The following is a 12951-nucleotide window of genomic DNA, read 5'->3' as shown; positions in this document are numbered from 1 at the left end:
GAGAAAAGCCTGCGGGGCGCGGCGATGTTTCCGGGGTGCGCCGGTTCGGCGGGGCCGCCGCAGAATCTTATTCGTCGTCCGGGTCGGTCGGCACGCCGCCGAGGTTGCCGTCCTCGTCGAACAGCTTCGCCCGCAGGAAGCGCGTCCGGTAGCGGTTCGCGCCCTCCTTCGTGTCGGCCTCGCGGATCTCGTCGATCCGGCCGTCGGCGACCGCGTCGATGATATCTTCGACCTGCTCCTTCTCGCTCGGCGTCAGCTCGAACTCGTAGGTCCGGGGCTGCTCGCTCTCCAGCCGCGTCCACTTGCGCGCGGCCGACACCACGACCGAGCAGGGCTCGCGACAGGGGAAGACGCCGTCGCCGCCGTCGACGTCGAGGTCGGTCTCGTCGTCGTACTGCCACTCCCGGCGCTTGAGACACTGCGAGTCGTCGCAGCACGCCTCCGCGACCCAGTCGACGTGCTCGTGCCCCTCGCCGCGGTCCCACGTCTTCACGACGCCGTAGATACCCGACTGACGCTCCATCGTCTCGCGCCAGTGAGTCACGTCGAGCTCGCCCTCGCGCTCGCGGTGCCAGTTGGCGACCGTCGCGGGGTAGATCGTCTCGACCGCCTCGTAGAGCTCGCGCGGACCGAGGTCGGGGAAGACCCACCCGCCCGCGAGCGACGGCGCCGTCTTGAGCGGCCGGTACCGCCCCTTCTCGTCGTACGTGACGAGTTCGCGCGCGTCGAGCGGGTCCTCGTACGCGTCGAGGTCGTCGACCGGAACGCCGGCGTCGTCGGCGTGGCGCACGTCGTAGCGGCGCTCCCCGCGGTCGGTGACCGTCGCCGTGATCTTCAGTTCGCCCCAGGCGCGCTCGATCCCCTCGGCGAGCGCCGCGTACCGGGTCGCCACGGTCTCGCCGTCGGCGTCCTCGATCCAGCGGAGAAAGGCGCGTCGCGGGCCGAACTCGCCGACGACCCGCTCGAAGACGTACCAGTCCGTCACCGCGGGCGCGCGCTCGGCGAGCGCCTCGTGGAGCTCGCGCTCGCTCATCCCCGTCGGGCGGCCGCCGGCCGCGAGGACGTACTCGTCGGCCCCGCCGCCGGGCAGGTCCTCGTCGGCGCCCTCGGTGCCGCGCGCGACGCTGAACCCCTCGAACCGGAGGGGCTCGCCCGGCTCGCGGTCGGCGAGCGCGTCGAGGACCGCGTCGAACGCGTCGCCCGGGAGTTCGACGTCGGGAACCGCGGGCTCGTCGTCGGTCGCCTCTCCGTCCTCGGTCGATTCCTCGCCGTCGACCGCTTCGCCGCCGTCGGTCGCGGAGGTGGGGTCGGCCACGGTCAGTCCCCCGTGGCGACGCGGGTCGTCTCGCGCACGTCGTCGAGCGCGGTCCCGAGGTCGGCGCCGGCGTCGGCGGCGCGCTCCAAGACCACGTCGGCCATGAGCGGCTCCGTCCCCACCGCGCCGGCGTACCAGATCCGGGTGCCGTCGACCGTCTCGGGCACGTCGTACCCCTCCGTGTGGTCCTCGCAGAGGCCGACGTCCTCCGGAATGTCCTCCTGGGTGTGGTAGCCGTCGGCGATGAAGAGGGGAACCAAGACGACGTCGTCGCTCTCGAAGTGCTCGGGGAGGTCGTCGACCTCGGGCTCCTCGTCCATGTACAGCGCCTTCACCTCGTCGAAGCGGTCGCGCTCGGCGATCCGGTCGGCGTGGTACTCGATCGCCTTCGCCGAGTTCTCGTTGCGCTCGGTGCCGTGGCCGACGACCGCCAGCCCGAACCCGTCGCCCACGTCGGGGTCGTCCGTCACGGACTCCGCGCGCCGGACGATCACGTCGGTCATCGCGCGGTGGGTCCCCACCGGCCCGCAGTAGTGGACCTCGCGGCCGATGTCCTCGGCGACGAGGGTGGCCTGGTCGGCGGAGAGGCCGTCGGAGTCCCACTCGGAGACGTCCCAGCCGGCGAGGCGCAGCTCGCGGGGGATCACCTGCTCCGTGAAGTAGCCCTCCGAGACGAACAGCGGGACGACGTATATCTCGTCGCCCTCGACGGTGCGGAGCACCTCTCGGAAGTGCGGTTCCTCCTTCCAGAACCCGGTGCGGACCTCGTCGAAGGCACCGGTGGCGCGGATCGTGTCGGCGTGGTCGTACGTCGGCGCGCTCGACTCGGGGTTGAGGTGGGAGCCGTGCGCGACGATGACGAGCGACTGCATACCCACACTGGGGCCGCGCCGCTCTTAGGGACTTCGGAGGCTGCGAGGCGACGAGAACGGCGAGCCGTCGCCGGCGAACGATCCGCGCGTTCCGCCGGGCGATGCGCGCGCCCCGGCGGGGCCCCGGACCGAAACGATCTTGCCCGCCCGACTCACAGCCTCGCGCATGTCGCTGGCAGCCGAGACGCGCGAGGCGGTCAGGGCGCGCCCGTTCGTCCGCGACGCGCTCCGCGCCGGACTGGTGAACCACAGCGCCGCGGCGACCTGGCTCGCCGAGCGGGCCGACCTCGACGGCGACCCGGACGCGATCGCGGCCGCGCTCCGCCGCTTCCGGGAGGACCTGCCGGCGTACGAGACCGAGTCCCGGACCGCGAGCGTCACCATGCGGAGCGGGGTGGGCGTGGTCGACGACGCGGGCGATGGCGATTCCGACGCGGGCGACGGCGACTCCGGCGCGGGCGACGCGGACGACCTCTCGCTCCTCCGCGTCGGCGACGCGGCGGTCGTCGACGGCGGCGATCGCACGGCGATCCTCGCGACCGGCGACGTCGACGCCGCGGCGCTGGCGGACGCGCTCGGCCGACTCGCCGCCGCGGACGTCGGCGTCGCCGCCGCGGGGGTGGCGGGCGACGCGCTCGTCTGCGTCGTTCCCCGGCGCGACGGCGCGAGCGCGGTGCGGGTCGTCGAGGCGGCGCTGGGGGCGGTGCCGGTCGACGAGGGCTAACCGGCCGGCGAAGCGCTACCCGATCCTGTCCGGGACGGTCTTTTTCCCGCTCTCGTGCCCACCCGATCCCGTGCTGCTCGCGACCGCCTTCGTCCTCCACGTGCTCTCCGGCGCGCTGTGGACCGGCGCGACGCTGTACGTCGTCTACGCGACGCTGCCGCGGGCGACCGACGGGACGCTCGGCCGCGCCGCGTTCGTCGACGCCGCCCACCGCCTCCTCACGGTCACGCGCTGGACCGGGGTGGTCCTCCCGGTCACCGGCGCGTACATGGTCTGGCGGCTGTACACGCCGCTGGAGCTGCTCGCGACGACCCCGAGAGGATGGGCCGTCCTCGCGATGCTGTCGCTGTGGGGCGCGATGAACGGGCTCGTCGAACTCGGCGTCCTCCGGATGCGCCGCGAGATCGATCCCGACCTCGGGTGGGCTCGGTACATGGCCGAGGGGTTCCCGGTCGACGCGCTCGCCGGAGTCGGGGGCGTCCCCGGGTCCGCTCGGTTGGCGTCGGTCGCGCGCCCCTACCTGCTGGCGAGCGCCGGCCTCGCCGTCCTGCTGCTCGTCGACGCCGCGCTCCTCGCCGGCGGGGTACCCGGGTGAGGTTGAAATAAACGGAGTATATAAACGGCGTCGGATCGCCGTTCTCACGGCGACAGAGATCAATGCTAACTCTCCGCATGAACTGGAGGCGAACACCGCCGTGTCAGGTGGTTTTTCGCGAACGACCTCGTCGCGGGGGGTCTGCGCCTGACGGCCCCTCACCGAGAGGTTTATATAGAATCACAATCAATCAAACGCTGTATGAGTCAGCGAATGCAGCAGGGCCAGCCGATGATCATCATGGGCGAGGACGCCCAGCGCGTCCAGGACAAGGACGCTCAGGAGTACAACATCTCCGCGGCGCGCGGCGTCGCCGAGTCGGTCCGCTCGACGCTCGGACCGAAGGGGATGGACAAGATGCTCGTCAACTCGATGGGCGACGTCACCATCACCAACGACGGGGTCACCATCCTCCAGGAGATGGACATCGACAACCCGACCGCCGAGATGGTCGTCGAGGTCGCCGAGACCCAGGAGGACGAGGCCGGCGACGGGACGACCAGCGCGGTCGCCATCGCGGGCGAGCTCCTGAAGAACGCCGAGGACCTCCTCGAACAGGACATCCACCCGACGGCCGTGATCAAGGGGTTCAACCTCGCGAGCGAGTACGCCCGCGAGCAGGTCGACGAGGTCGCGACGGCCGTCGACCCCGACGACACGGAGACGCTGCGTAACGTCGCCGAGACGTCGATGACGGGCAAGGGCGCCGAGCTCGACAAGGAGACGCTCGCCGACCTCGTCGTCCGCGCGGTACAGGGCGTCACCGTCGAGGCCGACGACGGTTCCCACGTGGTCGACCTCGCGAACCTTAACATCGAGACGCGCACCGGCCGCGCGGCGGGCGAGTCCCGCCTCCTCTCCGGCGCGGCGATCGACAAGGACCCCGTCCACGAGGACATGCCGACCGACTTCGAGTCGGCGAACGTCCTCCTCCTCAACGACCCGATCGAGGTCGAGGAGGCGGACGTCGACACCTCCGTCAACGTCGACTCCCCGGACCAGCTCCAGAAGTTCCTCGATCAGGAGGAAGAGCAGCTCCGCGAGAAGGTCGATCAGATCGTCGAGAGCGGCGCCGACGTCGTCTTCTGTCAGAAGGGCATCGACGACCTCGCGCAGCACTACCTCGCGAAGGAGGGCGTCCTCGCGGTCCGGCGCACGAAGAAGTCCGACCTGACGTTCCTGAAGAACGTCCTCGGCGCGCCGATCGTCACCGACCTCGACTCGCTTTCCGCCGACGACCTCGCGGTCGGCTCCGTCACGCGCGACGACGACGAGGAGCTGTTCTACGTCGAGGGCGAGGACGCCCACGGCGTCACGCTCCTCCTGTACGGCACCACCGACCACGTCGTCGACGAGCTCGAACGCGGCATTCAGGACGCGCTCGACGTGGTCTCGACGACCGTCTCCGACGGCCGGACGCTGCCCGGCGGCGGCGCGGTCGAGGTCGAGATCGCGCGTCGCCTGCGCGACTACGCCGACTCCGTCGAGGGCCGCGAGCAGCTCGCGGTCGAGGCGTTCGCCGACTCCCTCGAACTGATCCCGCGCGTGCTCGCCGAGAACGCGGGCCTCGACGCCATCGACCTGCTGGTCGACCTCCGCGCGGCCCACGAGGCCGGCGACCAGAACGCCGGGCTCGACGTGTTCGCCGGCGAGGTCGTCGACACGGCCGACGCGGGCGTCGTCGAGACGGCCCACGCGAAGGAGCAGGCGATCGCCTCCGCGGCCGAGGCGGCGAACCTCGTGCTGAAAATCGACGACATCATCTCGGCGGGCGACCTCTCGACGTCGGGCGGCGACGACGAGGGCGGCGCCCCCGGCGGCGGCATGGGCGGCATGGGTGGCATGGGCGGCGCGATGTAAGCGAGGTTCTGAAAGAACCTCGAACGGCGAGCGGGGAGCGAGAGCGACCCGCGAGCCGGAAATCTGTCGGAGACAGATTTCCATAGACCGTCAGGCTCCGCCTGACGCAGTCGATGTAAGCGAGGTTCCGACGGAACCACCACACCCACGCCGACCGCGATCGCCCCGACGACTTCCCCCGTTCGAACGCTCCGATTTTCCCCCGTTTTCGCGCACTACCCGGGAGGCTCCCTTATCCCCGAATTCACGGCCGAGACGGGACGATCGTCGACGCGCCCGCCCCGACCGCCCGTGCGCGTCCGACGCATCCGCGGCCGCACCTCTTTACGGATCCGAGCCGTACGCGACGGTGATGGCGAACCTAACGCTCTACGAACTGGAAGGCTGTCCGTTCTGCGCGAAAGTCAAGACGAAGCTGTCGGAGCTCGACTTGGAGTACGAGTCGGTGATGGTGCCGCGTTCGCACGGCGACCGGACGGAGGTGGAGGAGGTCTCCGGGCAGACCGGCGTCCCGGTCCTCGTCGACGAGGAGCACGGGATCGAGGGGATGCCCGAGAGCGACGACATCGTCGAGTACCTCGAAGAGACGTACGGCGGCGCGAGCTGAGCCCGGCGCGCTCGGCCCGCGTCGGAGCCGGCGGACCGCGGCCCCGCAACGAGAGGCTATTTATCCGCCCGCGGCGAGGTAGCGGGCGTGCGACTCGTTCATCGCCCCGCGCCGGGGAGCGACCGGACCGAGACCGTCCTCGCGAGCGACGTCGACGTCGCGCGCTCGACGCTCGAACAGGCGCGAGGCCTGATGTTCCGACGCTCTATCCCGGACGACTACGCGCTGGTCTTCCCCTTCGACGAGCCCGACGCGCGGTGGCTCCACATGCTGTTCGTGCCGTTCGCGATCGACGCGGCCTGGCTCGTCGACGGCGAGGTGACGGCGACGAAACGGCTCGCGCCGTTCGTCGGGCTGGGTCGCGGCCGCGCGGACACGGTCGTCGAACTGCCGGCGGGCGCGGCCGAGTCGGTGGCGGTCGGTGACGAACTGCGACTCGACGAGTGAGAGTTCCTCGACCGACCTACGCCCCGTCCCCGAACTCGTCGGGATCGAACAGGTCCGCGTCCTCCGGCGGTTCCTCCGCGGCGCGCAGCGACAGCTCGATCCGGCTGCCGCCGGCCTTGCTCTCGGCGATGTCGAGGCTCCCGCCGCCCGCGGTGACGATCCAGTTCACGTACCAGAGGCCGAGCCCGCTCGCGTGTTCGAGCGGCGTCTCCTCGCCGGTGAGCACGGCGCGCTCGGCCGGCGGGATCCCCGGCCCGTCGTCCGCGACGACGAGCGAGACCCACGACTCGCTGGGCAGCTCCGCGGCCGAGATCCGGACTCGGGGGGCGTCCGCGTCGCTGTGGCGGACCGCGTTGTCGACGAGCTCGGTGATCGCCTCGGGAAGGAACGCGACCGCAGAGACGGCGAGCCCCTCGGGAACGTCGACATCGACGGTCGCCCGGGCGCGGATCTCCTCGTCGAGCGATTCGAGCGCCGCGTCCACCGCGGGCGCGAGCGCGACCGGCCGCGGCGAGGGCCGATAGGAGAGCAGCCGCTCCACCTTCCGGGAGGTCTCGCCGAGCCGGAGCAGTCGTTCGGCGGTGTCGACGACGCGTTCGAGCTCGGCGACCAGGTCGGGGTCGTCGACCGCCTCGATGGCCCGCCCGGTGAACCCCGTGACCACGTTGAGGTCGTTCCGGAAGTTGTGCCGCAGGACGCGCGTCAACACCGCGAGCCGCTCCTCCCTGAGCGACGCCTCGGTGAGATCCTCGCCGACGCCGACCGCGCCCACGACCCGATCGCCGTCGGTGACGGGCCCGAGCGAGAGCCGGTACGGGACGCGCTCGCCGGAGCGGGTGAGCAGCTGCGCCTCGCAGGAGGCGGGTTCCCCCTCGCGGTACACCCTAGAGAGGGAGTCGCTCACGAGGCCGCTCGTCTCCTCGTCGAACAGCGAGGTGAGCGCACGCCCCGACAGCGACTCGGGGTCGTATCCCGAGTCGGCCGCGAGCCGCTCGTTCCACCGCGAGAGCGTCCCCTCCTCGGTACAGCGGAACAGCGCGAGCGGGACGGTCTCGGCGACGGCGTCGACCAGTCGGCGCTCGGCGGCGCGCTCGGCCTCGGCGGCGACGCGGGCGGTGGCGTCGGAGAGGCCGACGACGAGCCACTCGTCGCCGGCGATCGTCGCCGCGCGGAGCGCCGCGTCGACCCGCAGTCCCGGATTCCCGAGCCGGAGGTCCCACTCGAACTGCTCGACCGCGGCGCCCGAGTCGGCGGAAGCGGGGGATCCCGCGGCCGGCGCGGCGGCAGCGACGTCGGCGATCGACTCGCCGGAAACGGTGACCTCGTTCTCGCCGACGTCCGGGAGACCCATCAGCGTCAGCGTGCCGCGGTCGTGCCCGAGGAGGTCGGCCGCGGGCGCGTTCGCGGCCCGGATCGTCAGCGTCTCCGGATCGCAGACGAGCGTCGGGGTGGGGACCGCCTCGACGAACGCCCGGAGGATCCCGGTCGGGGCGGCGTCGCCGCTCGGCGACGGTCGGTCGTCGGCCGACGGATCTCCCCTGCGGTCCCCCATCTGTCGATGATCGAGACACTCCGTCCATATGTGTTTATGGTTTTATGAGTCCTGTCGGTCCGGAAACAGCTGTCGGCCCGAAACCGGTCAGTCCGCTTTGGCCTGCCAGTCGCGGACGGTGTCGGCGCCCACGCCGTCGACGTCGCTCGCGAGGGCGTCCGGGTCGGCCGACTTGAGCTCGTCGACGCCGTCGACGCCGGCGTCCTTCAGCTTCGCGGCGGTCTTCTCGCCGATCCCCTCGACCGCCTGAAGCTCCGACCCCTCCTGGCGGGCCGTGAACTCGCGGTAGTTACAGATCGGACAGCCGAGCTCCCACGGCTCGTCGCCGGAGTGGACGCGGAGGTGGGGGAGGTCGTGGTCCTCGCAGGTCTCGTCGGTGATTTCGATCTCACCGCGGCGGGGGAGCGGCAGCGAGTAGTCGCAGTCGGGGTAGCGCGTACAGCCGACGAGCCGGGAGCCGGAGCGGAGGCGCTTGATCGCGAGCTCCCCGCCGTGTTCCGCACCGCAGTCCGGACAGACGCCGATCACCTCGTCCTCCTGCTCGTCGGCCTCGTCCGCCTTACACTGCGGGCAGCCGTGGACGAACGTCTTCCGGCCGGCGAGCATCTTCACGTGGCGGAGCCCGTGCTCCTCGCAGGTCTCGTCGAGGATGAGCGGCTTCCCGGTCGAGGGGAGCGGGAGGGTGTACTCGCAGTCCGGGTAGCCGTCGCAGCCGACGAAGTACGACCCCTGTCGCGACTTCCGGACGAGGAGGTCCGCGCCGCACTCGGGACACGGACCGAGCGTCTTGTCCGCCTTCAGCGAGTTCTGGAGGTGGTCGCCGACCGCCTCGCGCGACTCGGTGAGGTCGTCGAACACGCGCGAGAGCAGCTCGCGGGAGGCCTCGGTCACCTCGTCGTACTCCTTCTCGCCGGCCGCGATGGCCGCCATGTCCTGTTCGAGCTGGGCGGTCATCTCCTCGCTCACGATCCGGTCGGCGAACTCCTCGGCGGCCTCGACGACCGCCTCCGCGAGCCGCGTCGGCCGGGGCGGGTCGCTCTCGACGTAGTTGCGGTCGTACAGCTTCTCGATGGTCCGGTGGCGGGTCGCCTTCGTGCCCAGCTGCCGCTTCTCCATCTCCTCGATGAGCCGCGACTGGCCGTAGCGGCGGGGCGGCTGCGTCTCCTTGCCCTCGGTAACCCGGTTCGACAGCGACAGCGTCTCGCCGACCTCGACGTCCGGGACGATCCGCTCGTCGCTGGAGCGGTACGGGTAGACGTCGTGGTAGCCGGCCTCCAGGAGCCGCTTCCCGTTGGCCTTCAGCCGCAGGCCGCCGTCCGCGACGAGGTCGGCCGGCTTCGACGCGTCGTCCGGATCGCGGAGCGCGGCGAGCCCGTCGGCGCCCTCGGCGATCGGCGTCGCCTCGCCGTTCGCGAGCGCCACGACGCGCAGGCGCTCCCACGTCGCGGGGTCGGCGCAGGTCGCGAGGAACCGGCGAACGATCAGCTCGTACACCTCCCACTCGTCGTCGGAGAGGTCGGAGGCCGAGGGGAGCTCGCCGGTCGGGTGGATCGGCGGGTGGTCCGTCGTCTCCTCGTCGCCCTCGGTCGGCTCGATCTCGCGGTCCTCGGCGAGCAGGCTCGCGGCGTCTTTTCCGAACGTCGAGGCCGCCGAAAGCTCCTCGATCAGCTCCTCGGGCTCCAAGTCGTCGGGGTACACCGTGTTGTCGGTCCGGGGATAGGTGACGTAGCCGGCGGTGTAGAGGTCCTCCGCGAGCGACATGGCGCGCTGCGCGGAGTAGCCGAGCGACCCCGCCGCGCGGATGAACGCGGTGGTGTTGAACGGCGTCGGCGGGTCGTCGGTCTGCGTCCGGCGGGTGACGTCGTCGACGGTCGCTCCCTCGGCCGCGGCGAGCGCCTCGGTGAGCGTCTCGGCGACCGCCTCGTCCCAGACGCGCTCGCGCTCGTTGCCCTCGTCGTTTAAATAGAAGTAGCGCGCCTCGAACGGGTCGCCGCCCGACTTCGCCAGCTCGCCCGTCAGCTCCCAGTAGGACTCGGGGTCGAACGCCTGGATCTCGCGCTCGCGGTCGACGATGAGCTTGAGCGTCGGCCCCTGGACCCTGCCGACGGAGATGAAGTCGTCGCCCATCTGTCGGGCCGAGAGGGAGAGGAACCGCGTGAGCGCCGCGCCCCACGTGAGGTCGATCGTCTGTCGGGCCTCGCCGGCGGCCGCCAGCTCGAAGTCGAGGTCGTCGGGGTTCGCGAACGCCTCCTGGACCTCGTTTTCGGTGATCGACGAGAAGCGCACGCGGTCGACGGGGACGTCCTCGTTCACCTCGCGGACCAGCTCGTACGCCTCCTTGCCGATGAGCTCGCCCTCGCGGTCGTAGTCTGTCGCGATGACGACACGGGAGGCGTTGCGCGCGAGTCGGCGCAGCGCGGCAACGATCCCCTCCTGCGTCGGGGTCTTGGTGACGGGCGCGTCGATCAGCTCGACGGGCTCGACGTCGCGCCAGTCGTTGTACTCGGCGGGGAAGTCCACGCCGACGACGTGGCCGGAGAGCCCGATACACCGCTTGCCGCCCCACTCGTAGACGTTGACGTCGTTCATCCGCTCCGCGGTCGCGGACTCGCCGCTCAGGATGTCGGCGATGCGCCGCGCCGCGTTGTCCTTCTCCGTGATTATCAGCTCGGGGCCGCGACTCATTGCGCCGAGATACGCCGCTCCCGGGTCTAAAGCTTTCGCGACGCGAGATTGCGGGCAGGCTCGGGGACGGATGGCCTCAAAGAACGAATCGGCGCGCGACCGTCACCGGGCCGCGTCGTCGGACTCGGCGAGGAACTCCGCGTCGGTGGCCTCGCGGTACGGTTCCGGCGGTTCGTCGTCCGCGTCGAGTTCGCGCCGTGCGAGGTGGTTCTCGAGTTGGCGGCGCTTGTTCCTCCCTTTCCGCTCGCGGCCCGATTTCGTGTCTGGCATCGTCACCCGTGTCAACTACACCCATACTTATGAGTCTTGTGTCGGTGTGCGGACGTATCCCCAAGCGGCGGGAGCGGACGCCGTCGAAGTAGCGCAGCCCGACAACAGCGACTGGATATTTAAATATCGACAGCCGGCAGCGACGATTACTTATAAATGAACGAGGCGGTGGCGCGTGCCTGCGAGGCCGCTCCGCGGCCGAGCAGCACCGCGCGAGGGAGTCAGTCGCCGGAGCAAAGCGGAGGCGACTGACGAGGCTGGGGAGGCGTGAGGCTGCGGTGCGGTCGCGGTCGGGGTGGGACTCAAAGGGGCAACCGTGAGGAGTTCGGAGGCGACGTAAGCACCGCAGCGAAGGAGCGGAGCGACTGAGCGAGGAGCACAGCGAGCGTCCGAACTCCTCACGGTTGGGGCTTTGGCGGTGTTCGCCGCCGATCCGTAGTCAACTGTTTATAAATAATCACCAGCGACATCGCTCGGTCTCTTATAAATAGGCAGTTAGACAGGAGCGTCGACGCCGAACTCGCTCGTCGCTGTCGCTCCTCGCTCGTATTCGGCGTCGGCAGAACGCCAGGAGAGGGATTTGAACCTCAGTCGTTCCGCTCGCTGCTCGCGGCTTCGCCGCTCGCAATCGAGGTGCTCGCTTCGCTCGCACCTCGCACCGCTCGCTTCACTCCCTGGTTCAAATCTCAGTCTCGGTTTTCGACGAACGGCTCGCTACGCTCGCCGTGTCGTTCGTCGAAAACGCCAGGAGAGGGATTTGAACCGAAATCAGACGTGCTCGCTCACTGCGTTCGCTGCGCGCGACTGATAGGGTTCAAATCCGTCCGCACTTCGCTGTCGCGGTACTCGCTCGTCGCTGTCGCTCCTCGCTCGTTGTTGCGACAGCGAAGCGCCAGGAGAGGGATTTGAACCTCAGTCGTTCCGCTCGCAATCGAGGTGCTCGCTTCGCTCGCACCTCGCACCGCTCGCTCCACTCCCTGGTTCAAATCCCTTTGTTTGGGTTCGTCGACGCCGGACTCGCTCGTCGCTGTCGCTCCTCGCTCGTAGTCGGCGTCGACAGAACGCCAGGAGAGGGATTTGAACCCCCGATCCCGGATGGGAACACGCTTTCCAGGCGTGCGCCTTACCACTCGGCCATCCTGGCTCACGCGGAGATAATCCGGTGCGACTGTTAAGTCCTTCTTTTCGCACGCACCCGGGCTTCGGCGAGGTACGTAAGACCGGCCGACGCGACCGCCACCGCGACCGCGACGAGCGCCAACCCGCCGAAGCCGACCGGCAGCGATCCGGGACCGAGGAGCCGGTACCCCTGCGCGAGGACAAGGAAGGCGAACCCGCCGACGATCCCCCACAGCGCCGCGGAGCGCGCTCTGGCGCGCGGCGTGGCCGCCGCGCCGGGCGCGGGGACGGACCCGTCGGTCGCGGCGTCCGCCTCGCTCTCCGACCCCTCCTCGCCGTCGACCATCTACTCGACGACGGCGACCGCCTCGATCTCGACGCCGGCCCCCTTCGGGAGCGCGCCCGCCTCGACCGCGGAGCGGGCCGGCGGGGACTCGTCGAAGTAGTCGGCGTACGTCTCGTTCATCTCGTCGAAGTCGTCGATGTCGGCCATGAACACCGTCGTCTTCAGCACGTCCTCGGCCCCGGCGCCCGCCTCCTCCAGCACCGCGAGGAGGTTGTCGAGCGCCTGCTCCGTCTGGTCCGCGATCGGCGCGTCGTCGAGCAGGTCGCCCGCGGGCGTCAGCGGAATCTGCCCGGCCGTGAAGACGAGGTCGCCGTCGGTCGTCGCCTGGCTGTACGCGCCCACCGCCGCCGGGGCGTCGTCCGTGTGAATGGTCTCTTTCATGCGGGTGTGCCTTCGACCGGCGGCCTCAAGAGTACTCTGGAGCGGAACCGCCGAACCGGCCGAGCGGAACCGCCGAACCGGCCGAGCGGAACCGCCGAACCGGCCAATCGAGATCGCCGAACCGGCCGAGCGACCCCACCGCACCGCGCCGACCGACCGGTCCCACCGTCAGACACAA

The 12951-nt window shown here is 70.4% G+C and carries 12 protein-coding genes and 1 tRNA gene; 5 read left to right on the top strand and 8 right to left on the bottom strand.

All coding sequences use genetic code 11. The features are described from left to right. Nucleotides 1–67: 67 nt before the first annotated feature. Together AC4NMM_RS00180 and AC4NMM_RS00175 are read right to left on the bottom strand one after the other, a co-directional pair. Nucleotides 68–1315 (bottom strand): DR2241 family protein, encoded by a 1248-nt coding sequence (locus AC4NMM_RS00180; RefSeq protein WP_491923238.1) that lies wholly within the window; start codon nucleotides 1313–1315, stop codon nucleotides 68–70. A 2-nt stretch (nucleotides 1316–1317) separates the two neighbouring features. After that, nucleotides 1318–2187 carry a CbiX/SirB N-terminal domain-containing protein gene (locus tag AC4NMM_RS00175; RefSeq protein WP_491923237.1) on the bottom strand — a complete coding sequence of 290 codons (870 nt, stop codon included), beginning with the start codon at nucleotides 2185–2187 and terminating at the stop codon, nucleotides 1318–1320. A gap of 166 nt (nucleotides 2188–2353) precedes the next feature. Between AC4NMM_RS00175 and AC4NMM_RS00170 the strand changes: the two genes are divergently transcribed. The 5 genes from AC4NMM_RS00170 to AC4NMM_RS00150 all read left to right on the top strand — a co-directional run bounded on the left by AC4NMM_RS00170 (nucleotide 2354) and on the right by AC4NMM_RS00150 (nucleotide 6420). Continuing rightward, nucleotides 2354–2911 carry a DUF7523 family protein gene (locus tag AC4NMM_RS00170; protein ID WP_491923236.1) on the top strand — a complete coding sequence of 186 codons (558 nt, stop codon included), beginning with the start codon at nucleotides 2354–2356 and terminating at the stop codon, nucleotides 2909–2911. Between the two features lie 70 nt (nucleotides 2912–2981). Next, nucleotides 2982–3506, top strand: coding sequence for a copper resistance protein CopD (locus AC4NMM_RS00165; protein WP_491923235.1), 525 nt, complete (start codon nucleotides 2982–2984; stop codon nucleotides 3504–3506). Nucleotides 3507–3719: 213 nt separating this feature from the next. Continuing rightward, nucleotides 3720–5366, top strand: a complete 1647-nt coding sequence (gene thsB / locus AC4NMM_RS00160) for a thermosome subunit beta (protein ID WP_096396168.1) — start codon at nucleotides 3720–3722, stop codon at nucleotides 5364–5366. 352 nt (nucleotides 5367–5718) lie between these two features. Beyond that, on the top strand, nucleotides 5719–5973 hold the full coding sequence (locus tag AC4NMM_RS00155; protein ID WP_096393985.1) for a glutathione S-transferase N-terminal domain-containing protein: 255 nt from the start codon (nucleotides 5719–5721) through the stop codon (nucleotides 5971–5973). 87 nt (nucleotides 5974–6060) lie between these two features. Then, nucleotides 6061–6420 carry a DUF192 domain-containing protein gene (locus AC4NMM_RS00150; protein WP_491923234.1) on the top strand — a complete coding sequence of 120 codons (360 nt, stop codon included), beginning with the start codon at nucleotides 6061–6063 and terminating at the stop codon, nucleotides 6418–6420. Between the two features lie 16 nt (nucleotides 6421–6436). Here AC4NMM_RS00150 and AC4NMM_RS00145 read toward each other — a convergent pair whose 3' ends face one another. From AC4NMM_RS00145 to AC4NMM_RS00120, 6 genes are all read right to left on the bottom strand, one after another. Then, nucleotides 6437–7972, bottom strand: coding sequence for an ATP-binding protein (locus AC4NMM_RS00145; RefSeq protein WP_491923233.1), 1536 nt, complete (start codon nucleotides 7970–7972; stop codon nucleotides 6437–6439). Between the two features lie 87 nt (nucleotides 7973–8059). Then, complete coding sequence (locus AC4NMM_RS00140) at nucleotides 8060–10657, bottom strand: DNA topoisomerase I (protein ID WP_096393982.1); 2598 nt, start codon at nucleotides 10655–10657, stop codon at nucleotides 8060–8062. Nucleotides 10658–10759: 102 nt separating this feature from the next. Next, the gene (locus AC4NMM_RS00135; protein ID WP_006111840.1) at nucleotides 10760–10927 is read right to left on the bottom strand and encodes a hypothetical protein; all 168 of its coding nucleotides are present in this window, start codon (nucleotides 10925–10927) and stop codon (nucleotides 10760–10762) included. Between the two features lie 1062 nt (nucleotides 10928–11989). After that, nucleotides 11990–12071: transfer RNA gene (locus AC4NMM_RS00130), tRNA-Ser, on the bottom strand. 27 nt (nucleotides 12072–12098) lie between these two features. Then, entirely contained in the window at nucleotides 12099–12392 is a 294-nt protein-coding gene (locus AC4NMM_RS00125; protein WP_096393981.1) for a DUF7981 family protein, read from the bottom strand. Continuing rightward, a complete protein-coding gene (locus AC4NMM_RS00120; protein ID WP_096393980.1) occupies nucleotides 12393–12773 on the bottom strand; it encodes a Rid family detoxifying hydrolase in 381 nt (126 codons plus the stop codon). Between the last annotated feature and the right edge of the window lie 178 nt (nucleotides 12774–12951).

This window comes from Halorubrum sp. SD41, from assembly GCF_058630335.1.
The sequence above is the reverse complement of the archived record's forward strand: the minus strand, read 5'-3'. Positions and strand labels throughout refer to the sequence as shown.